This is a genomic window from cyanobacterium endosymbiont of Epithemia clementina EcSB (assembly GCF_029919255.1).
Classification (GTDB): domain Bacteria; phylum Cyanobacteriota; class Cyanobacteriia; order Cyanobacteriales; family Microcystaceae; genus Rippkaea.
On record NZ_CP123991.1, the window covers coordinates 1,635,981 to 1,659,072 of the forward strand.

The 23,092-nt window shown below is 35.6% G+C and carries 13 protein-coding genes and 1 tRNA gene; 5 read left to right on the forward strand and 9 right to left on the reverse strand.

Annotated elements, in window-relative coordinates:
- Positions 1-528: 528 nt before the first annotated feature.
- Complete coding sequence (pabB, locus tag P3F56_RS05320; protein ID WP_281151897.1) at positions 529-2,682, reverse strand: aminodeoxychorismate synthase component I; 2,154 nt, start codon at positions 2,680-2,682, stop codon at positions 529-531.
- A gap of 2,007 nt (positions 2,683-4,689) precedes the next feature.
- On the opposite strand from pabB, the gene P3F56_RS05325 reads away from it, so the two are divergent.
- The 5 genes from P3F56_RS05325 to P3F56_RS05345 all read left to right on the forward strand — a co-directional run bounded on the left by P3F56_RS05325 (position 4,690) and on the right by P3F56_RS05345 (position 8,804).
- Entirely contained in the window at positions 4,690-5,421 is a 732-nt protein-coding gene (locus P3F56_RS05325) for a PspA/IM30 family protein (protein ID WP_281151898.1), read from the forward strand.
- Between the two features lie 203 nt (positions 5,422-5,624).
- Positions 5,625-6,392 (forward strand): PspA/IM30 family protein, encoded by a 768-nt coding sequence (locus P3F56_RS05330; protein ID WP_281151899.1) that lies wholly within the window; start codon positions 5,625-5,627, stop codon positions 6,390-6,392.
- 199 nt (positions 6,393-6,591) lie between these two features.
- The gene (locus tag P3F56_RS05335) at positions 6,592-6,921 is read left to right on the forward strand and encodes a thioredoxin family protein (RefSeq protein ID WP_281151900.1); all 330 of its coding nucleotides are present in this window, start codon (positions 6,592-6,594) and stop codon (positions 6,919-6,921) included.
- A gap of 94 nt (positions 6,922-7,015) precedes the next feature.
- Positions 7,016-8,194: an LL-diaminopimelate aminotransferase gene (locus P3F56_RS05340; RefSeq protein WP_281151901.1), complete on the forward strand. Its 1,179-nt coding sequence runs from the start codon at positions 7,016-7,018 to the stop codon at positions 8,192-8,194.
- Between the two features lie 271 nt (positions 8,195-8,465).
- The gene (locus P3F56_RS05345; protein ID WP_281151902.1) at positions 8,466-8,804 is read left to right on the forward strand and encodes a P-II family nitrogen regulator; all 339 of its coding nucleotides are present in this window, start codon (positions 8,466-8,468) and stop codon (positions 8,802-8,804) included.
- A 62-nt stretch (positions 8,805-8,866) separates the two neighbouring features.
- Here the strand turns inward: P3F56_RS05345 and P3F56_RS05350 are convergent, their stop codons facing one another.
- The 8 genes from P3F56_RS05350 to gshA all read right to left on the reverse strand — a co-directional run bounded on the left by P3F56_RS05350 (position 8,867) and on the right by gshA (position 22,723).
- A complete protein-coding gene (locus P3F56_RS05350; protein WP_281151903.1) occupies positions 8,867-9,409 on the reverse strand; it encodes a LabA-like NYN domain-containing protein in 543 nt (180 codons plus the stop codon).
- A gap of 2,708 nt (positions 9,410-12,117) precedes the next feature.
- Positions 12,118-14,013 (reverse strand): ATP-dependent zinc metalloprotease FtsH, encoded by a 1,896-nt coding sequence (gene ftsH, locus P3F56_RS05355; protein ID WP_281151904.1) that lies wholly within the window; start codon positions 14,011-14,013, stop codon positions 12,118-12,120.
- 203 nt (positions 14,014-14,216) lie between these two features.
- Positions 14,217-15,932: a DUF3685 domain-containing protein gene (locus tag P3F56_RS05360; RefSeq protein WP_281151905.1), complete on the reverse strand. Its 1,716-nt coding sequence runs from the start codon at positions 15,930-15,932 to the stop codon at positions 14,217-14,219.
- Positions 15,933-15,963: 31 nt separating this feature from the next.
- Positions 15,964-16,419 (reverse strand): Fur family transcriptional regulator, encoded by a 456-nt coding sequence (locus P3F56_RS05365; RefSeq protein WP_281151906.1) that lies wholly within the window; start codon positions 16,417-16,419, stop codon positions 15,964-15,966.
- 1,717 nt (positions 16,420-18,136) lie between these two features.
- Positions 18,137-18,210: transfer RNA gene (locus tag P3F56_RS05370), tRNA-Met, on the reverse strand.
- Between the two features lie 120 nt (positions 18,211-18,330).
- On the reverse strand, positions 18,331-20,592 hold the full coding sequence (locus tag P3F56_RS05375; RefSeq protein WP_281151907.1) for a peptidoglycan DD-metalloendopeptidase family protein: 2,262 nt from the start codon (positions 20,590-20,592) through the stop codon (positions 18,331-18,333).
- Between the two features lie 432 nt (positions 20,593-21,024).
- A complete protein-coding gene (locus P3F56_RS05380) occupies positions 21,025-21,483 on the reverse strand; it encodes a tRNA (cytidine(34)-2'-O)-methyltransferase (protein ID WP_281151908.1) in 459 nt (152 codons plus the stop codon).
- Positions 21,484-21,580: 97 nt separating this feature from the next.
- A complete protein-coding gene (gene gshA, locus P3F56_RS05385; RefSeq protein WP_281151909.1) occupies positions 21,581-22,723 on the reverse strand; it encodes a glutamate--cysteine ligase in 1,143 nt (380 codons plus the stop codon).
- Positions 22,724-23,092: the final 369 nt, after the last annotated feature.

The window sequence follows — 23,092 nt, forward strand, 5'->3', positions numbered from 1 at the left end:
GTCTTTCAGTTTCATCTACATCTTCATATAATTTTTTTGTTTTTTTTGGGGGTTTCTTGGTTTGTTATTTAAAAAATTAAGTGATTATCATCAGCACCTGTATCTATCTCTATTTACAGCCTTTTTTTATAAAAATCATAAATTTTCCCTGAAGTTTAATAGCAGAAGCCCATAAATTTATTACAGTGTTATCTTCTTGAGGTGATACTCTCGTTTAAGAGTAAGAATAAAAACTATCTAAGTAACAAAGGTAAAAAATTGCTATTGCAAGCGCAATTATAAAAAAATATTGACTTTAATTTTAGGCTAAACTTCCTCTACTGTTGATAATGAAACCCAGTCCGTTATTGCCTATTCTCTAGAAAAGAGAACTTAGGATCGAACTACTATTGTCATTGCTATTGTCTGTCAAAGACTCGTCGTATTAACTTTATTTATGTAGTGTAATACGGGAAAATCATCGAAAAATAAACCCATGGATAGTTACTAAAACAAAGAAATTTATAAAAATTTATTGTCCACAAAATATTAAACTTGCCCTTTAACTTTAACAGCAGGTTTCACTGATGGAGTGTCAACGATATGGTAGAGATTAGGATTGATCTCTCCATGAACTGTGAGTAAAATAGCCCGAATTAAGGCCTGTGCCTTGAGGACTATTTCATCAAATTCTATCTGGGGATCCGATAGAGCAACAATTGCTCCTCCTACGCCGATAGTCGTCTCAATTGGGGTCATTACGATTGTACGTATGACAATGTTCAAATCTGCTGTGCCATTTAGTCCTAGAAAACCAATTGCCCCTGAGTAAATACCCCGTGCTTCTCCTTCAAGTTTGTCAATAATTTCCATGGTTCTCATTTTGGGAGCACCGGTCATTGAGCCACCAGGAAAAGCTACACGGATACAATCAGTAGCTCTAAGATCTTGACGAAGGTAGCCGCAAATAGTACTGACTAATTGATGTACAGTGGCATAAGTTTCGACATCCATTAATTTCGGGACATGAATGCTACCTATTTCACATACGGATCCTAGATCATTTCGTAGCAAGTCCACAATCATTAAGTTTTCAGCACGCTCTTTTTCCCCATTTTTTAAACTTTCTTGTATTTTCTTATCTTCTTGAGCATTGATTCCCCTTGCTTTTGTTCCTTTAATTGGCTTAGATTCAACTTTGTTATTACGATCAATTTTTAGGAAACGCTCTGGAGAGGAACTAAGAACGACGAGATCTTTAAATCTGAAAAATGCTGAGTAAGGTGCTGGATTAGTTTTACGTAATATTCGATAAAGCGTTAGAGGATCAGGTTGACTATCAGTAGAGATCTTATTAGTTAAACAGACTTCATAGCTTTCTCCTTGAGAGATTTTATGAAGACAATGTTGGATATTGTCTAAGTAGGTTTGATATGAGCGGCTAAAGCGAAAAGTTATTGGTTTGTCACTGTTTTTGAGAGTAGGTGGTTCTAACTGCGGTAATGTGGACAGTTGCTGTTCTACAGTGTCAAACCAAGCCTCAGCCTCACCTTTTTGTTCCTTTTTCGTTAGATACAAGACATAAGTTTTCAGTTCTTGATGATCGAAGACAATTAATCGATCAGCTAAGATAAAGCTAGAATCAGGCAATGATGAAGGATTCTCTAATGTACTTCCACATTCTGCTTTGATTTCATAACCAAAGTAACCAACAAAACCGCAATTAAAGTCAAAAGGTAGACCATCACAGCGACAATTAAGCAACTCAAGTTCTCGCTTAAGATAGTCTAATATGCCCTCTTTATACACACTCAATTCGTTTCTTTGAGTAACAGACACTTCTCGGGTCTGAACATTATATTGAACTAATCGACTGTTGGAACCGCCACCGTCTCCCATAAAAGAGAAACGTGAAAGACTTGGATCGGCTAGACTGCTGTCAAGCCAAAAAGCAAGAGACTCGTCTCCAAATAAATGAACAAATACTTGTTCGGGATCTCGATCAATATTGAGTTGACGACTATAAACTCGATAATCAAGATTATGGAATTGATGGAGGTGACCAGTAGGAATAATAGAAAATTTTTGATTTATTAAACTCTTTCTTCTGTTTTCTTGGGTAGAATACTGCTTAGTAATATTCTTAAAGTTTTCTAACAAGGTATATCCATACTCAGTACTAATAGACTCAGGGTGGAACTGTACACCCCAAATTGGTCTTGAGCGGTGGCGTAACCCCATGATAACCCCATCTGCTGTCCAAGCAGTTGTTTCTAGACTCTCGGGCAATGCTGGGGAAACGACCAAAGAATGATAGCGAACAACACAGAAGTTTTGAGGAATATCGGCAAATATTTCGGATTCGTTATGATAGACTCGACTCAAGCGTCCATGCATTACTTCAGGAGCATATATGACTCGGCCTCCAAAGACATAACCAATTCCCTGATGACCTAAGCAGACACCTAGTAAGGGAACCTCTATTTTTTCAATAACTTGTTGACAAATTCCAAAATCTTTCGAATTCTCTGGACGACCCGGCCCAGGAGAAATGACTACATTATCAAATGATAAGGTTTGTAGTTCAGAACAAGTTAATTGATCATTGTGTATAACAATTGGAGGTTCTCCATTTACTTGTGCAATCATTTGGTAAAGATTAAAAGTGTAAGAATCGTAGTTATCGATTAGTACGGTTTTCATAATTACTACTATCACAAAAATATAGGGACAATTAATTTTAATGATGAATTAAATTCCATCTAGCTCCAATATTATTTTTATTTTTTAGAAAAAAACTTAGTTATTCTGGGTTAGTTAACAAAAATTAGATAACACTTTTCGATAAAGAACTACGACGATTTAACTTTTTTAGCGCAGCATCCCATACCTAAAACTAATTCATCTATTAAACATAAAATAGTAAATATTATTAATTGGATATGATTGTTTTCAATTTTATATAATTGAAGCCATTATCGTCTACAAAAAATTTTATATTTTTAGTTTATTAAAAATCACCCAAAATGCTTTTATGAAAAAATAAATATAATGGAAACCATTTTATATGGTTTATATAACGCTAAATATATCTTAGTAAAACTTATGTGACATCAAAAATAGTGACAGCTCCATGGGAAAAGTTATGGTTACTCTATTACAACTAAACTTGCTAATTAGGTAATCTGACATTATTTCTAAATCTCCCAATTTGGGACGGACAATAACCCTCCAGGGTATAGCAGTAATTCCGACAGTTAAACCAACCAATCAAAAGACTGAGATAAGGAAACAGGAAGACTATCATTAGTAGCATGACGTTGAAAATACATAGCCATATAAGGAACAAAAAAATATTATTTAAAAACATGGCACAACTCCCAATAAAAACGAGAAGATGATGATGACAATGTACCTTGGATAAAAGAACAGTAAGAAATATAAAATTTTAAGTATTTATTAAATTCAAAATAGCTTCTTAAATAGGTAGTAAATTAGATTTTTTTTAAAAAAAAGGTACTTAGCAGAAGTAAAACAAGAAAAAGTAAATTATTGTGGTTGTCAAAGCAGTAGATTTTAATTCTAAATTATAGAAACATCTGACATGATGTCGATGTTAAATAGTTTTTAAAAAGGGGAACAAGAGGGCTATAATTGTTTTGTTCTGAAAAACAGCTTTAAAAATGATCTTCAATAAGAATTATCTTTGGAGCGGTTTATTATAAATATTTTTTTATAATTGGGTGGTTGACGGTTTTTAATGATACAGTTACCTGTCAACTTTTATATACCGATTTCATGTAGCCTTACGATTTTCGCTCAATTTTTTAAGTAATACACCATTATCGGATAATAATTATTTAGCCATACACAACTAATATCCTAAAATTAATGTAAATCATATTATTAAGTCTTCAAAATAAGAAGCATAATCAATATTTATTTTATTCGATAGAGTTTACGTTAGTATTCTCTCAATTTTATCTGTCCGTAGAAATAATTTTTACTTCATTAAAAGAGAAAAATAAGATAATTATTGTTTGTATAGAGAAACTCTAAAATTAAAAAATATCACTTTTTTTGGGGCGTTCTATCCTTCAGAAGTGTTTTTTTACATAATTAGTTTTGTCTGAATAACAAAAAATAACTTTTTTATTTGTTAAATAAGTTTAAATTAAAAATAAGTATTAATATTCCTATTTATAGGATTACCATTTCCATATTTTCTTACTAAGATAGGTAAATAAATATCAGATTTATTAGTTAAGTTTTTAATTATCTTCATTGATGGACATGTCGCTGCGGTAAATAATTATATTCCCACAGCGACATGTCCATCATTATAAAGTTTCTTGAACTGCTGCTTGTCTTTGATTCTTTTTAATTGATGTAGTTCTTGAGACAAAAATTGTAATCTTTGGGAGTCACAATGGACCATTACTCTTTCTTCAGAAATGGTAACTAAACTCAATTAAATTAATGATTAAAAAAATGTATTAATAATAATTAATATAATTTCTAAATCTAATCAAGTAACCTTTCTGAGTGATAAGTTAGGTAGACAAACATGAAAATAAATTCCACTGTTTTATTGTTTCATAAGTCAGGGAGTACAAGAATGCTCCGGCTACTCCTAACTTCTCCGCCTCTCCGCCTCAAACCGAACTCAAGTTAACATGGATAGGTGGATCGAGGAAATTGAGGATAGTTATGGAATGGTTAGAAAGAATTAGTCGAGTCGTGCGATCACAGATTAATAGCTTAATAAAAGAAGAAGAGGATCCAGAAAAAGTTTTAGAGACAGCGATTACCCAAATAGAACAGGAATTGATCGCCATGCGACGAGCATTAGCAGAAGCGATCGCCATTAACAAAAGTGCACAACGCCAGTTAGCTCACCACCAAAAGGCGGCAGAAAAATGGTATGAACGGGCAACAATGGCTATTGACAAAGGAAATGATCCCCTAGCCAGAGAAGCCCTAATTAACCGCCGATCTTACCAAATACAAGTTCAAGGGATAGAAAATCAACTAGAACAACAAAATCAGGTAGTTGAGAAGGTTAAGCAAGATTTACGAACTCTAGAACGTAAATATGCCGAAGCTAAAGCAAAAAAAAGCCTTAACGTAGCCAGACTGCGATCAGCGATAGCCTCCCAAAGACTACAAGAAATTGTTGGAAATCTACATTCAGGCAGTTCTACCAGCATTTTTGAGCAGATGGAATCGAGGATTCTGGAACTCGAAGCAGAGTCACAAATAACCCAAAGTCTGAGTACTGATCCCTTAGAAAAGCAATTCATGGCCTTAGAAATGGATAAAATCATCGATACAGAAATTGTCAACCTCAAAGCTGAAAAACTGACCTCACGTCAGTCTAACCAATCATCAGTATCTTCCTCAGAAATAGATGAAATTAATGCTAAGCTCGATCAATTCTAAGACGTAATTTTTAAGAAATAGAGATAAATTTTGTTCAGGAGTATTTCAAAGTTGTTTTTTTTCTCCGACTTCCTCACTCTCCCTCCGTGACCATTCATATGCCAAACTAGAAATGGACAAGCCATACTCAGTGGCATAAAAAAGCAATCTTAACTTTAAAATTTTACTTACCCTAGTACACGCACCGGAGGATAAACAGCATCATGGGATTATTTGATCGCCTAAGCCGAGTTGTCCGAGCTAACTTAAACGATCTCGTCAGCAAAGCAGAAGACCCCGAAAAAGTCTTAGAACAAACCATCAATGATATGGCAGAAGACTTGATACAAGTGCGTCAAGCCGTCGCCCGTGCTATTGCTGAACAAAAGCGTACTGAGCAACGATATAATCAGGATCTGTCAGAAGCAAACAAATGGGAACAACGGGCTAAACTTGCCCTATCTAAAGGAGATGAGAGTTTAGCTAGAGAAGCCCTAGTCCGTAAAAAAACTCATACTGATACTTCTGTGACTCTTAAACAACAGCTGGAACAACAAAATGGTCAAGTAAATACCCTCAAGCGTAATCTAGTAGCTTTAGAAAGTAAAATTTCTGAAGCCAAGACTAAGAAAAATATGCTAATCGCTCGGTCCAAAGCAGCTAAAGCTAACGTAGAAATTCAACAAACGTTGAGTGGCGTTAATACTAGTGGTTCGATGGCAGCCTTTGAGCGAATGGAATCCAAAGTATTGGATATGGAAGCTCGTTCTCAAGCCATTGGAGAGTTGGGCGGCACTGGTATTGAAGAACAATTTGCTAGATTAGAGTCTGGAAGTGGTGTAGATGACGAACTAGCCATGTTAAAAGCTCAAATTGGTGGGATTTCTGAACCGCAGAAATTACCTGAAGCCTCTAATACCCAATCATCTCGAAAAGATTCGGCGGTGGATGCAGAATTAGAAGACTTACGGAAACAATTGGATAATCTCTAAAGGAGAACCCCAAAATACGTTACAAAAAATCTCGTTCTAATTTTTAGGGACGTAATAATATACGTCCCCCTCAACTGGTCGAATTTAGCTTGTTCTATTTCAGGATTTATCTGAACAAAAGATAAGTAAAATAACTGGCTAACCTCTAACCTAGATAACTGGTAACTCAATTATTAGATGGCCAATTAAAAAACCAATTATGAGTAGTGTTCTCGAAATTACTGATCCCAAATTTGAAGAAGAAGTTTTTCACGCTAAGCAACCTGTTCTAGTCTATTTTTGGGCTTCCTGGTGCGGTCCATGTCAATTAGTTTCTCCCACTATTAGTTTGATCGCCAAAACTTATGGTGATCGCCTAAAAGTGGTTAAATTAGAAGTTGATCCTAACCCTAAAGCAACTGCTGAGTGTAAAGTAGAAGGGGTCCCAGCCTTGAGACTCTATAAAGACAAAGAACTTTTAGCTTCCCATGAAGGGGCTATTACCAAACAAAAACTTATTGAGGATATTTTAAATCCTTATTTAAGTTAGATAGTGAGCAGTTAATAATAAATAGTTAATGATTAATAACTGTTTACTAATCTATTCAAACAAGTCATTAGATAACTGTCTTCTTGTAAAGACTATGCGCTTTGCTAACCGTCTCAAAGCCCTGTCAGGGAACGTCTTTGTTGATATGGATCAGGCGAAAGCCGAGGCCATATCGGCAGGGAAAACTATCATAGATTTATCCTTGGGATCGTCTGATTTGCAAGCTCCAAATGTGGCAATTGCTGCTATCGAAAAATCTTTGCACGACCCCACGACCCACGGCTACTTGTTGTACCATGGAACACTAACTTTTCGGGAAGCTGTGGCTAAATGGTACACTCACCGTTTTGATGTTGAGATTGATCCTCAGACAGAAGTATTACTTTTAATTGGTTCTCAGGAAGGAACAGGTCATTTACCCCTAGCGATCCTTAATCCTCAGGAAATAGCTTTATTGCTTGATCCTGGCTATCCTTCCTACGCAGGTGGTGTTTATTTAGCAGGGGGACAAATTCATACAATGCCCTTGTTAGCGGAGAATCAATTTTTACCTGTTTTAGCCGATATTCCCACTTCTGTTCTGGCTAAAGCTCGTTTGATGGTGTTGAATTATCCCCACAATCCCACGACGAGCATGGCTTCCTTGTCCTTTTTTGAGGAAACAGTCAAATTTTGTCAGCAACATGATTTAGTTTTAGTTCATGATTTTCCTTACGCTGATATTGTTTTTGATGAGATAAAATCACCGCCTTCTATTCTACAAGCAGATCCTAATAAATCTAGTTCAATTGAGTTTTTTACTTTTTCTAAGTCATACAATATGGGTGGATTTCGAATTGGGTTTGCTGTTGGAAATGCTGAACTTGTTACGGCACTAAGAAAGATTAAAGCAATTATTGATTTTAATCAATATCGAGGAGTTTTAGATGGAGCAATTGCCGCTCTAGAAGGATCTCAAGAAACTGTCAAACAAACTGTTGCTGAATTCCAAAAACGCCGTGATGTTTTTATTAAAGCACTAAATAATATTAATTGGTTAGTCGAATCTCCTCAAGCAACTATGTATGTTTGGGCAAAATTACCAGAACCATGGCAGAATAAATCAACTGAATTTTGTAGGCAATTAGTATTAAAAACTGGAGTTGCAGTTTCTCCTGGAGCAGGCTTTGGAAAACAGGGAGAAGGTTATGTTAGATTTGCTTTAGTTCATAATCCTGATGTGTTAGAAGTAGCAGTTAAGCAAATTGCTGGATTTTTAGGAGAGACTCTTTGATATTTATTTGGAAATATCTATAAAATACTACAAATTCAAGTAATATCCAGGTTGTCCAACCTTACGTTTGAGAAAGATACATTCAGTTGCTTTTGTTTGATAGTGTTCCTCATGAATACTTTCGAGCAACTTACCACTACTTTGAACCTTTTCTCGAAGACTTCATATGCAGTAGCTTTTAGAAAAATTTTTGGATTCTAGATAACATAAGCCTAGGAACTGGCATTATAACTAGAAGCGAATAAATATCTTTTCATAAGGAGTAATTAATTTGAAAAAAGTAGAAGCGATCATTCGCCCTTTTAAATTAGATGACGTTAAAATTGCTCTCGTCAATGCAGGCATTGTTGGAATGACAGTTTCAGAAGTGCGGGGATTTGGACGACAAAAAGGTCAAACGGAACGGTATCGTGGGTCAGAATACACGGTGGAGTTTCTCCAAAAACTTAAGATAGAAATTGTCGTTGAAGATCCTCAGGTAGATATGGTGGTCAACAAATTGGTCGCCGCAGCGCGCACCGGGGAAATTGGAGATGGGAAAATCTTTGTCTCTCCTGTGGAGCAAATTATCCGTATTCGCACTGGAGAAAGCAATCTTGAAGCAATCTAACTAAGATGGGGGATTACGGACCATCAGTCCTTCCCCATCAGACAATATGATGTTAGCGTTCCTTAACTTTGAAAATCGAGCTTTTCAATGTCTTGGCGAATATCATTAAGATCAATATAGCGATCAGTAGCATTTCTCAATTCCCTAGCAATCATACCCTCCGTGGAGACAACTGTAATATGGGTACTCTTAGAACGTAACAGTTCAATTGCTCGTTCAAAGTCTCCATCACCACTAAAAAGAATCACTCGATCATATTGATCTACTGTATTAAACATATCAACTACAATTTCAATATCAAGATTAGCTTTTTGTGAATAACGACCTGATGTATCGTCATAATATTCTTTAAGAATTTTGGTTCTTACTGTATATCCTAAACTTATTAAAGCGTCTCGAAATCCTCTTTGATCTTGAGAATCTTTTAAGCCAGTGTACCAAAAAGCATTCACTAAACTAACGATAGGATCTTTAGTGAAAAATTCTAGAACTCTCCTAGGGTCAAAAAACCAGCTATTTTTTTGTTGAGCATAAAACATATTATTACCATCAATAAATATTGAAACACGCTCTTTCTTAAAAAGACAAATATTCGTAGCATTCATGAAATTAAAACCTAAGATTATTTAGAAATAAAATTTATTTTTTTAGCTTAATAGTCTAGTTAAGCAATTTTACTTAATTAAAATCTTACCTTAAAAGTTTCCTCCTTTGTTGTGATGGAGATCTCAAATAGAAAGGAGGAGTCTTTAAGGTAGAAGTCAACAAGAAAATACTTCTTTGTAAGTATTTTAAGTTAAGTCTAGGTCTTTAATTATTAAGAGAACTCCAAAGACATAATTGTCCAGAATTCTTCTTAAGCTATTAAATTAAGAACACTAATCGCTCCACAATACTGGACATAATTTTGTAGTGGTGATAGCTACTAAACCTAAGGAGAATAAATCAACACAAGGAGTTATTCCTGAACCGCAATAAACGATAATTTTTTCTATTTGTTGATAAACTTACAGAAGGGTTTGTTCAACAGTTAAAGTTAATAAATAACCTTAATCATCGGTAACTTGCTTTCACGGTTAATTAACTGCACCTCAATATGGCTAACAAGAGAATTCATCGGTTTGTGTTCCCATCGATAGTGATTGTTATCCCGTAAATTTATCAAAATAACTACTACTAAACAAGAGCAACAAAAATAAACTGTAGGTTTTTCTCAGCAATCACTATAGTTTTGCCGGTCAAGTGTCAATTTATTCTAATTGTCAAGAATAAATCTCTACATTTGGTAAAAAATGCTGTCCCCATGATTAGTGACAGGGGATAATAAATCTCAGTCTACATTAAAGTAATAAACTCCTGGGATGTTACTTACTTAATAAATTTGTTCTCCCCAATCAAATTATTTCAATCAAAAGTTATTATCGATAATAATAAGTTTTAGAATTAGTTAATTAGCTGATAAGCTATTCACCAGTCAAAATAGAAGAAGAAATCAACATTTATATTTTTAATAATTATTAAAGTTAAGTTTTACTTAAATTAATCTACTGATTAATTAGCCATTGTCATAGTCATCAATGCGATAGTAACTCAGATGATCTGATATTTTTTGCTCTTCTAGACTAACTACGACAAAGTGATAATAGATAGAAACCGAAACTTTTTTTTCATAAGACTTATAAAGTTACAAAAACTTTTTATTTGAAAAAAAATTACTTTAATTTATAAAACACAGTATTTTAAAAAAATGCTATCTAATCTACTGCTCAATCTCATTACTCAGGTGATTAATATCAACGGGGTAAAAGTGGCTAGTTATTATTTAATGAGTTAAGATTTGATCTTGATAGAACTCAAGAAAATCACCTGTATAGAGTCAAAAATATTTTTGGTATTTTTCTAAATAAATAGTTATTAGTTTAGATGGAGTTAATATCATAAAATGTTGAGTGAATGACTATATTTTGTCAAAAATCAAAAAACTATACAGATAAGACTAGCTTCAAAAGTCATTCAAGAAGTTTTGGAAACTAATTGCGAAAAAGCTGCTCGAAGAAAATGACTCCGTCAGAGATCGACAGTTTATTAAAAGAAAAACTTCAAAGAATAAAAAAGTTAAAAATTTATGAAATTATCTATCTTAGAATAGTCAAAAAATATGCGGCAATTTTAGTAAATATAGAAAATCGAAAATCGATAGTTTTTGATAAAAAATAAAGAGACAATAGTAGACTATTTGTCTAGTCTAAGTTCAGAGGCATTGATCCAAATAGAATAGATTAGTATAGATAGTTCTACTAAACCTGTCATATAAAATCATCGATATTAATGTCTTGAAAACCTGATTTTAAATTTTTAAAAATTTCTAGGAGTTTGCTTGTTATTAACATTATTGCCCAATCAGACTATTCAGACTATGTTAAGGTTTAGTGAATTTTTACTATCCTAAATTCAGTAGAATTGTATAGATTTGTGGGTGTCCTATAAAAGGGTTATCAAAGAAATACTTCCTGATGTCAAAATAGTAGTGGGCAGACTGAAAAAAGATCAAAAGATAAAAAACTGGCTGGGATAATCAATAGTAAATATCCCTTATTCAAGAATAAAGAAAGCCTAACTTACAAAGAGAAGGCTAAGATAGATAAAATCCCCAAAATGTCATCAGTCTTAGGGAAGATGTATTAAATAAAAGAGAATATAAGAATTTTTTTAAAACCGAAAACAATAATTTATGAGCCTCTCGATAAATTTATAGAATGATTTGCAAAAGCGCTCAATCAGAAAATTAAATTAATTATAATATAAGTTTATATAAAGCTTAACTAACTTTGATAATTTTGGAAGGATAGTTTTATCAAACTGATACTTTTCTTGCTAACTTATTACACTCAATGTAGTAGATACTTAATTCTTTGTTCTAATTATTCTTGACTAGAAAATATGTCAAAAATTTAATGTGTACTAGCCAATCTAAATAAAATTTAAATTTATTCGTTGATTGAACAGAGAAATAAATTTGTTCCTAACATTTCTGCTCTCTTTAGCGAAATCACTAATGCTTCCCAACCTAAACTTTACACAAAAGTAACATTCGTAAAATCAATAACCATTATTATGGTCTCTACTTAAATCAAAGAAATAATTGCTTCGCAGAAACTATCGATTTAGGTACCATCTAAAATACCAGAAGGTTTAATAACTCTAAATCTATAGGTCATAGTTAGGTTACTAACTTATTACTATCGAAAAAGTAATTTGAATAGAGTTTCATAAGCTTACAGGCAGAGATATAAAATTCTATAATTCTACAGATTTACAACAATTTAACGGGAAATTCTAAGGGCTGCTGGAAATAAACCTCAAATTTTTCTAATAATTGGCGGAATTGCTCTCCTTCAATGGTCTCTTGGTCAATTAAAATGTCTACTAAGTTATCAATGGCAGTACGATGCTCTTGAATTATCTTTTGAGCTTTATCATGGCAATGATCTACAATACATCGTACTTGATGGTCAATTTTACCGGCAATCTCTTGAGAATAATCAGACTCATTGTGATCATCATTTTCTAAGGCAACTAATCCTAACTCAGACATTCCGAAGCGAGTTACCATTTGTCGGGCCAAGTCAGTCACTTTTTCAATATCGTTCCCAGCCCCAGTTGTGACTTCATCCTCACCAAAAATTATTTCTTCAGCAGCTCTACCCCCCAATAAACCGGCAATTCTGGCCAATAATTGACTTCTAGTGGTTAGTCTATATTCCTCATCTGGGGTAAACCAAGTTAAACCTTTGACTTGTCCTCTGGGAATTAAAGTAACTTTTTCCATGAGATCATGGCCACTACATAAAGTTCCTACGATCGCATGACCCACTTCATGATAGGCGATTAACCGTTTACTCTTACTATCAACTAAAGGAGTTCCTTCCATTCCAGCTACGACCCGATCAATAGCATCGTTAATTTCTGTCATGGTAATGGCTTCTTTGCGTCGCCGTGCTGTGAAAATTGCCGCTTCGTTGAGAACATTGGCCAAATCTGCTCCCGTGAACCCTGGAGTCCGTCGGGCGATCGCTTCTAAGGATACTTTTTCATCAACTTTTTTATCCCTGGCATGAACTTCTAAAATGCCTTGACGACCTTTAAAATCAGGATAATCTACCATTAACTGTCGGTCAAAACGTCCAGGGCGTAACAATGCTTTATCGAGGACATGAGGACGGTTGGTGGCTGCAATTACAATAATTCCATGATTACCCTCAAAGCCATCCATTTCTGTTAATAATTGGTTAAGGGTTTGTTCCCTTTCATCATTTCCTCCTCCATAACCTACTCCTCGTTGACGACCCACTGCATCAATTTCGTCAATAAAAATTAGACAAGGAGCGTTTTCTTTAGCTTTTTTGAATAAATCTCGTACCCGCGAAGCCCCGACACCGACAAACATCTCCACAAATTCTGAGCCAGATATACTAAAGAAGGGAACAGCGGCTTCTCCTGAAATGGCTTTAGCTAGTAAAGTTTTGCCAGTTCCGGGGGGACCGACTAACAGTACCCCTTTAGGAATTTTTGCACCTATTGCAGTAAATTTTTCAGGTTGTTTGAGAAAAGTCACTACTTCTTGTAATTCCTCTTTAGCTTCGTCAATACCAGCCACTGCGTCAAAGGTAATTCCTGTTTTGGCTTCCATCTGGAAACGGGCGCGGGATTTTCCAAAGTTCATAGCTTGACCAGACACACCGGCTGAACGTCGTAGAATTACGATAAAAATCGCAAATAATAAAAAAAGAACGATTAAATTGGTAACTAATCCGATTGCAGCTGAGTTATCAGCAGAGGGACGAATTGCAAATGGTACTTTGTTATCTCGAAGTTTGGCAACTAATTCAGTATTAAGATGATTTTTAAATATGGGAATTTCTTGGTGTTGCCCTTTTTTATCTGGGTCTTTCAAGGTAACTTTAGCTTTTTGTTGTTTAGGATCAATTTCTACGTTGGCCACTTGATCCGATTCAATTTTCTTAATTAATTCGGTGTAGCTGCCTTGATCAGTTTTGGTGTCTGTTTTCGTTTGTCCCCAACCGGGTGTGGCTATTAGTAATGATTGAATGAGCATAAAACTAGTAACAAACCGAGCCCATTCTCTTAAGGAGATTTTATGTTTCTTTGATTGCTTAGCCTTGGGGATTGCTATATTTTTCTTTATCATAGTTTGTTGAGTTAGATTTTGCTCTGAGGTTAACTTAAGAATAGTTTTCCATAACTAAGTTCAGCCAAGAAGTTCTTTTATTTTTATTATGAACGATGATGTCAAAGAATTTACAAGAAACAACCGTTAAGATGCCTGGCTTTTTAACAGTCAGGCATCTTAACGGTTGTCCTCCCTAACTCTCTCCTTCTTCCCCCTTAGGGTCAGGAGTCTCGTCGTTCCCGATTTTTTCCGTAGCGAGTTTCCTGTAAACTATTGCTAATTCCTTGAATGATTCCACGAACAATTAGTCCTAATCCTCTGCCAATAACTTGAGTAAGTAGATAAACTAAGCCATTACCAATCAATCTAACCATAGAACGCAATACCGGAGCAAAGGCATCACGAGACTCTAAAATAATGGTAACTGCCCAACGAATTCCTTTAAGCTGTTTAAGTTCATGTTGTCGTGAGGCATGAATAAAGGTTGCTTCAATTCCTTTTTTACTCCAGAATAATAGTCGGTATTTACTTTCAAAAATATTGCGCGGTTCCTCCCAAACTTGTTCTTGACGATAAGCCCAAGACAAGTTATTCCGAAATTTAGCAATTTCCCTAGAAGAACTCATTTTCTCTAAATATAATTTACGGCTTATTAATTCAATATCTGAGAAATTATTTAAAATTAAAAACACAATTCCATTAGCTATCTGAATAATAAAATTTTCAAGAAAAATCTCAGCTTGATGGCAATTTTTAGTATTATTAGTACAATATAAAATTCCCTCAATTATTAATCCTTGTTCGAAGAGTAAATATTTTAGCAATTCATCAAAAAAATAAATTTTTTTGATGAACTCTTCTTGGACTAAACTGATATTATTGTCAACGATATTTTCAATATCATCTAAGGTTGTTGTAGGTAGTAATACACAATACTTGCCTAAGAAATTAACAGCTGATTCCTGCCAAATTTTTTGGGTAATCATGGCGGTATCCTTCGGTAATTCTGAAGCATCTGCTTTAATGAACTCTAAGTCTTCTAAGCTTCTCCCCAACTGATGAATAACAATGGTCATCAACTCCTCTTTTTTATTAGCTTGGAGAATATCTATTTCTAAAGGAATTGATGTTAAATTATCGGAGTTAATCGCTAATTTTTCAAGCGTATTCTTAACAATTGCTAGGCTATTGAGTGATTTTAACCCTAGAATGTTTGTTGAGGACTCGGCTGAGAATCCGGGAGGAGCGTTCTGATATTGAGAGCCTGTTGAGGAAAGCTTTGATTGTGAGGTTGGAGCAGCCATAGTAACATCGATGGGAATTAATCTATTAACTAACCATTTTGCGGCTAATAATTCTCGCCTTCTCTCTTTCAAAAATTCTTTGTCAACCCACGATAATTGGTTTTGGTTAAGCCGTAGATTAATTTGTGCAATAGTCTTATTAATTTGTTTTAATCCTAATTGTTTACCCTGTAAAAGCCATGCTTGAGGAGATTTAGGTTGTTCTAGGGTTACATTAGACGAAGAGACAGCTAGGGTCGGCCAAGCTGTCTGACCTTGAGCTATTTTCTGCAGTTGTTCGATCAAACGTTCTATCGTTATCCCTTTTGGACAATAACCTTCAACACCAGCTTGTTTAGCCGTTTGTAGTGACAACGGGTCGGTTAAATGACTTAACAAGCATATTTTAAGAGTGCGATAGGTTTGTCTAATTTCTTCAAGCAACCTCCACCCCTCTGAGACGTTGTTGGGGGTATCAGGATCTAAGATGATTAAATCTATTGACTGTCCCACTAAGGTTTCTCGGATAGGTTGAGAAAAATCTGTTTGAACGACAACACGAAAATCTGAATAGTTGCTTAAGACATTAGATAATCCTAAGCGAAAAATAGCATCATTATCAATTAGGAGTAGATTAATCGGGCGATCGCTCACGACGCTTGGGAAAAAAATGATAACACTATCTTTAGTTTAGTCCAGGTTTGTCTGATTGCTTATAACCAAAAAAGTCGATTCGATAGTCAGTTATTTTTACCCCTGTTTGCTGTTCCACTTGTTCAAGTAATTCCGGGGGTAATTTCAGATGGATGTCCATGATTTGTTGTGTATCCAGGCAGTTAACATGACTGTGAGAATCGCTGATATGACCGTACAGTCTGCCGTCAGATCGTTCAATACATTCAATGATCCTTTGGTTTGAAAGAGCCTCTAGGTTTTGATATACTGAAGTGTGGCTGATCTCTTTGCCCTCTTGAGAGAGATACTTGTAAATTTCCCTAGCGGACAAATGTCCCTTAGCTTTCCAAAGTAATTCTAGGATGAAGCGACGCTGACGACTAACCCGCATTCCCAGTGCCTGACAAAGGTTAAGGGCATCTTCCAGTGACCGGATTGGTTGAGTTTGTCCTCCTTGTTTGCTCATAACTATGCTGATTACTCTTGACAACTTAATAAATTATAAATTCATTACCAGTTTAGCTTAGACTAATTTTTGACTTCTAAGAAAAATACTCAAGTTTTTCTAGTTCTGTTGGTGTAGGAGATTTCTATTATTAAGTTATCTGTAAGTCCTTGTTTATGCCAGTTGTAGCTAAACTTTTTGAGTTATCGCACTGAAAATGAATTGTTTGAGCTAGAAAATAAATGGTTAATATTTATTTGTCTGAGTAAGTCTTACTGTCACCGTGCTAAAACTTTTTTGAGTGCTGTCTTGAAATTACAGTTAATCCAAAACAATAGGTTGTGATTTACTATGAAAGCCGACTTGCGTAGGTGAATTATCCCAAGCGCAATGATATCGACATTTCCAAATTTATAACTATATTTTCGATAACTCGTAACAGTTTTCTTAGTAAATTTTGCTCCAATGGCTTATTAAATTATGATTGCGTAACTGCAAAACTAATTGGTTAATTTCTCATCAAAGCGGAACTCAGTTCAGTAAAAATGTCCGGCTGGGTTATTTTGATTAAACAGTTTATTGAAAACAATCAACTAACCATCGCCATTAATAACTACAGCATTGACCCCTAAAATCTTTAGATAAACTCAATTTTTGAGCTAAAATTTATTTCCTATAGCCACCATAATCTTCCGAATACTAGATTTTTTTGTAAAAATAATTGTTTTTATTTGAAATAAATATAAATATTTACACAAACTATAGACCGTATCATAAAATCAGCTAATTATGTTTAAATTTCTTGATAAGAATGTTATCACAATCTAACCATTATCACTAGATTGAAACATCTCCAAAAATTATCCATAAAGCTCATTAGTATCGTTGCGTTATTCCTATTGTCAGTATTCCTAGAGCAACTATTAAAATAAATGGGTAATGCCTCAGAGATTTCTCTGTTTAGTTTTTAGTTAGTAAACCTCTTTAGTTTTTCAATTATTAATCAAAAAGTTTTTTACTTCTAAATTATTTTATCCTAAGGAGCACAACACCATTTTGAAGCTTGTAAAAACAAGGTTATTAAACAGTTCTATAATTTTTGTTTATCTTTTTTAACTAAAAATTCTAACTCATCTATTAAGTTATCTAAATTTAGTCAAGTAAAACTTACTGATTTTAATCATCTAACCGTTTTTTCGATATAAAAGTGCAAAATATTGCTTATAAATAGTTTTTACCGCGGCTAAAGTTATAATTTTAATCTCCTAATTATGATGTCCCAAAAATTAAGTATAGAGACAAAACTATTTTTGTATTTTTTAAAAGTTTGTAGTAATGGCTTTATCCCCGAGAGTGTAGGTCCGAGCGTAACTCACTACAAACATACAATTAATAACCCTACCTGACTTAAGACGGCAAAAATGTTCTTACCCCTAAGATAGCTTGATTGTACATTAATATTAATAACAAGAAAACTATTAAAAACTAAAATAATTACTAAATAAGGCTTTGAAGACATTCGTATTAATAATTTCACATAACTGGTTAAGTAGAACCAGATTGATTTTGCTCCTCTAATTATTTAACAAAATATGGAGATAAGTTTTCACTGAGTTGATCCTGACAGGATCAACTCAGTGAAAACTGCTGAGTCCTCAACAAACATCCTAGGGTTCAAATCACTCAATAGCCTAGCAATTGCTAAGAATACGCTTGAAAAATTTTCGACTTAATTAAATGGCTCAAGGCAGATTTGAACTGCCGACCTTGGGCTTATGAGTCCCCTGCTCTGACCTGCTGAGCTACTGAGCCGCACCTTTTTTATCGTAATTAGCATAACACAAAATAATGAGATTAACCAAGGTAAATAGAAAAAGTCAGAGGAAGTCTAACCTTCCCCTGAGAAAGGATTGAACTGAAAAAATCTATTGATTACTTTCTTTTCTTGGGTAACAAGGCTACAGGATTAACTGCTCCTGTGCCACTCGGATGAACTTCAAAATGAAGATGAGGACCAGTACTGTATCCCGTACTCCCCATTTCAGCAATTTGTTGCCCTTGCTCTACCTTTTGTCCACGACGGACCAACAGACGGTTATTATGGGCATAGAGAGTAATACTGCCGTCAGGGTGACGAACCTTAACTAATTTTCCGTAGCCTCCCGAATTCCATCCGGCTGTAATCACCTCACCAGGGGCTGCGGCAATGATAGGAGTACCAATGGGAGCAGCAATATCGATTCCCCGATGCATTCTGCCCCAGCGTCGGCCATAGCCGGAAGTCAACACCCCTTTACTAGGCCAAATATAGCCAGTAAACTGCATAGGGGTATTAGGAAGATAATTATCAGGAACGGATAAGGGTGGTAATTCAGGTCCAACGTTCGTACCCACGGGGATACGGAAAGCGTCATTATATTGTTCTGTATCGTTAGGAGCAGCTCCCATTAACTGAGAACGGAATTTAGGTAGCTGTTGGGCAACTTGCTGTTGAGAAGAAGGGGAATTATGGCGATCACTGGCCCACTCAGGATTTAGAGTTTGTCTTAGTACAGAAGTTCTAGATTTCTTAGGAGTATCAGGCTCTATTTTAATCTTACCAGGTCCAGTCTCAACTGCATATTCCTGTTCAAGGTTAGCAATATCTGTTTTGAGTTGTTCGGTATAGGAATCCGGACTAGGATCAACAGAAATCTCGAGCATTTCGATATCTTTATTTCCAGACGACTGTTTCTCCCATTTATTAACTTCAGCCAAAGAAGCCGATGACAGTGCACTCATAGAAACTGGAAGAGGAGAATCAGAAAATCGACTGGGAGATGAGGCTACTAAATTTCGAGATTGAGGAATATTCAGAGCCTTGCGAGGTTGATTTTTATATTGTGCCTTTGTTGCAGATTCAGGAAGAACCAAACTCTGATGAACCTTAATCAAATTTGGATTAGTAATACTATTAGCTCGAATTAACTCTGAAAGGGTTAAGCCATGATGACGAGCAATACTATTAAGAGTATCTCCAGGTTGAACGCGATAGGATTTTTCAGTTTGAACTAATTTTACTTGTGGTTTAGGAAAAATCCGAGCTTGCTCAGTTGAGCTTGATTCTACAGAGATCTCAATTTTAGATGGTTCAAAGGTTGATTTTCTAAGGGTTGAAGAGTTGGGAAGAAGGACAGCGGTTGAGGCTAGATCGTTTTCAGGTGTAGAAACTGGAATCGGAATAGGCTCATTAAATTGAGTAATTTCTTCTTGTTCCATCTGGGCCAAGGGAACTGAAGGAAGTTTTGTCAAAGATGACAACGGCAAAGGGTAATTTTCACTAGTTTTTTTTGGTGTAGAAGTAGAAGAAACATTCTCACTCGACAAACTAGAAGACAGAGAACCAGTAGTATCTACAAGCGTAGTCAGACTTGAAGCAGAAACTGATTCAGTCTTTTGGGAACTAATCACTCGAATCGCCGTTTCTCTGACAGACCCATTCTCTTGAAGTTTACTGCTACTGCTAATAGGTCTTAAGGGTTGACTCACGTCAGAGACATCGGCTAGCAAGGACCTGATATCAGACTTTAGGTTAGACTTCTCTGTTTTTAATTCAGCCAAACTATCTTGTAAACGTTTACGAGTTTTTCTAAGGTGCTCGAGTGAAGTATTAACGGATTTGGAGGGTAATTCTTGGGACTCGGAGAGTACTGTGCCAAGTTGGCGTGATGGAGCCTGCAGCTGAGATTCTTCTAAGGAAGGGATTTTTAAAATTTGCCCAGAAACTAAGTCGGCTTCAACAGAAAGTTTATTGAGAGTAGCGAGTGCCGCTGCTTCCACTTGATACTCTTGGGCTAGTTGCCTGATAGATTCTCCGAGCTTGACTTTGTGCTTAAGATTTAGAGGAGCTAATTGACTCTTAGTGGAACTAGTAGCGTCAGTTGAGCTCAACGAGGCTGATAGATTTGAAAGGGTAGCAGTAGCAGTTAATGAGTTAGCTGCTACTGCTGCTTTATTATGAGTCAGTAATAATCCTGTAGCTCCCATAGAAATGGCTAGTCCAATCATGGCCGTAGAGCGACGTACTTGACCACAATTGTTATTGGGAGTCAAACTGCTTAAGGGAAGTTCGGCTATAGGGATAACTGATGTATCAGGATAGTCAGTAAGGCACGAAGATATGGGCGTTACTTTGCGTGTAAATGTATTTTTCAAAAAAACCTCCTAATGTTAGGAACGAGCCATTGTTAAAAATCTATAAATCCGGTCGATTTTCAGAAACGGAATAGATACTTGATTTTACAGGGGAATATCTTAATAGAGATATATTAATAAGTCAATATACTCAGATATCATTTCACTGATGAAATATTAAAATCAACTTATTTTTTTGCTGATTTATTTTAAATAAGTATAGTCTGATTCGGATTTCAATGAGAGACCCTTACATCTAATCTTTTTGTCCGATGCAAGTCTGTAGACGATAGGAGTTGATTGAAGGTTTCGTGATGGAGTATTGTCTAACGATCGAAAGCTCTGGTTTAAGGTGTTTTGAGTCGATGAAGACAACACGGTCGATTTCTTAATTCCATAAAATTGATTTCCTTGGCATTTTCAGAGAATGGATATGGATTGCTTATTAAACACTTAAACTATACTCAATTGTCGCCGTGCTTCAAATAGACCGATGGTGACACTCACCGACAAGTTTAAACTACGCACTTGAGGGTGACTTATAGGAATATATAGGGTTTCTTGACAATTAGCTAGAAGAGATTGGGGTAATCCTTCGGTTTCGCTCCCAAATAACAGCCAATCACTATCTTGAAATGTCCATTCAAGATAAGAACGACGACCCCGAACGCTAAAGCCAAGTAAACGCCCCCCCTGTTGCTCATGCCAGGCTAAAAAGTCTTCTAAACTATTGTGGTAGTTAAGATTGACATAGGGCCAGTAATCTAAACCCGCCCGTTTCAAATAACGATTACTTAACTCAAATCCTAATGGACCGACTAAATGCAATTCTGTGTTCGTAGCTGCACAAGTTCTGGCAATATTACCGGTATTTGGGGGAATTTGCGGGTTAACCAAAATAATTCTGGGCATATAAATCTATAGTTTTTATTTAATTTAAATCAATATTTAATTTTAAATTTTCATAATTATCAGTTTATATAAACTATATATGTATTGATACTTATTCTTAGGCAACTAGCAAAGATTGACACAATTTATCCTCTAACTCTTGTTCAAGTTGGGCAACGGCTTCGATCTCTTGAGCTAAAATCAAAGAAATGGGACAACCAGACTGATATTTTCTAAGCCATTGTTGTGCTAGATTGCCATCGCGTAAAATTCTTTTTACGGGGTTAAGAAAGCAACTAAAGCCTCTCTGTTTAGCCGTTGGTAATATTTCTTGATATAATTCTTGAATCCAACTTTGTGCGTCTATCCTACGTCCATCTTGCCAGTGGATTAGTTGCGCACTTAGGCTGTCTTTGGCGACTGCCTTTTCATTGTTGGCAGTAATGGTCAATAATTCGTCCGGGGACAATTGACTATGAATTAGGGGATCAAGATTTGGCTCATCAATAAGTTGAATTAAACGAGCTTCTAACAATGCCACAACTGACAATAAAGCGATTGGTTCAACTATCAGGTCACAAATTCTCAATTCCAAGCGATTAAGATTATAGGGACGATTATCTCCATTAGGACGGACTGAAGTCCAGAGATGGCGGACATTCTGCATGGTTTGGCGAGCTAACTGTTCTTCTGTCCAGTAAATAAAGTGACCATGACTTTTAAAAAGAGGGACACGATCAGGAGTTTGAGGAAACAAATGCCAACGGGTAGAATGATAGCCAGTGACCTGCCGATCAAGGAAAGGAGAAGATGCACTTAATGCCAGATAAAGAGGAGCTTCTAGGCGAATGAGGCGACAAGCTCGAATTAAAGTTTCCGGATCATTAATTCCAATATTAATATGAATACTAGCAGTCACAACTCTCGTACCATAGGTTTTCTCAATATAACTATGGTAGGGATTATGGAGATCGGAGCGATAGAAGTGATCGCTGTTTCCTAATGACAGGGTACTTCCCGGAACCAAGGTGAAATTACCAATGCGTTGTAGATATTTCCTTAAGTTGTGTCGGGGTCGAATGGTAGCACACAATAGGCGATCGTAGCAGGACAAAGGAGCTGTGGTGTATTCTACGTTGCGTGAATCAGGTTCTCGAACAAATCCTTCTAAGTCTTTAATAATACGTTCAGACAATCCCACAATTTGTCCATCGGATGTCCCTGTGTACATTTCAATTTCGAGTCCTTTGGATAATCGCACGATGATTCCTCTGCGTTAGCTGGCCAATTTTTCTGGTCATTTATCACCTATATTCCATTATCAATGGAGAAGGATGATTTACTCAACAAAAATATTTTTAGCATTTTGTGGTGACTAACAATGAATACTTATTGTCTTTCTGGGATACTCTACATTTCTTTATGAATTGCTTAGAGTATTTTTATGCTGTGTCAAGTCAAAAAGATAAATCAATTTTAAATGCTCTCTCTTAATTATGGAAAAACTACAGCACCACTAGCACGAGAATTAATCCTAGCTTAAATGCCTGTCTAGGATTGATTCTCGTTGTGTAAGGAAAAAGTCAATGTGCTCTCCAAAACCCCTAACAATGAAGTCCTAATTAAGTGA

What these genes read in the sequence shown, in the direction of transcription:
- pabB (WP_281151897.1), bottom strand. Translation starts at nt 2,682, where the DNA reads ATGAAAACCGTACTAATCGATAACTACGATTCTTACACTTTTAATCTT.
- P3F56_RS05325 (WP_281151898.1), top strand. Translation starts at nt 4,690, where the DNA reads ATGGAATGGTTAGAAAGAATTAGTCGAGTCGTGCGATCACAGATTAAT.
- P3F56_RS05330 (WP_281151899.1), top strand. Translation starts at nt 5,625, where the DNA reads ATGGGATTATTTGATCGCCTAAGCCGAGTTGTCCGAGCTAACTTAAAC.
- P3F56_RS05335 (WP_281151900.1), top strand. Translation starts at nt 6,592, where the DNA reads ATGAGTAGTGTTCTCGAAATTACTGATCCCAAATTTGAAGAAGAAGTT.
- P3F56_RS05340 (WP_281151901.1), top strand. Translation starts at nt 7,016, where the DNA reads ATGCGCTTTGCTAACCGTCTCAAAGCCCTGTCAGGGAACGTCTTTGTT.
- P3F56_RS05350 (WP_281151903.1), bottom strand. Translation starts at nt 9,409, where the DNA reads ATGAATGCTACGAATATTTGTCTTTTTAAGAAAGAGCGTGTTTCAATA.
- ftsH (WP_281151904.1), bottom strand. Translation starts at nt 14,013, where the DNA reads ATGATAAAGAAAAATATAGCAATCCCCAAGGCTAAGCAATCAAAGAAA.
- P3F56_RS05365 (WP_281151906.1), bottom strand. Translation starts at nt 16,419, where the DNA reads ATGAGCAAACAAGGAGGACAAACTCAACCAATCCGGTCACTGGAAGAT.
- P3F56_RS05380 (WP_281151908.1), bottom strand. Translation starts at nt 21,483, where the DNA reads ATGCCCAGAATTATTTTGGTTAACCCGCAAATTCCCCCAAATACCGGT.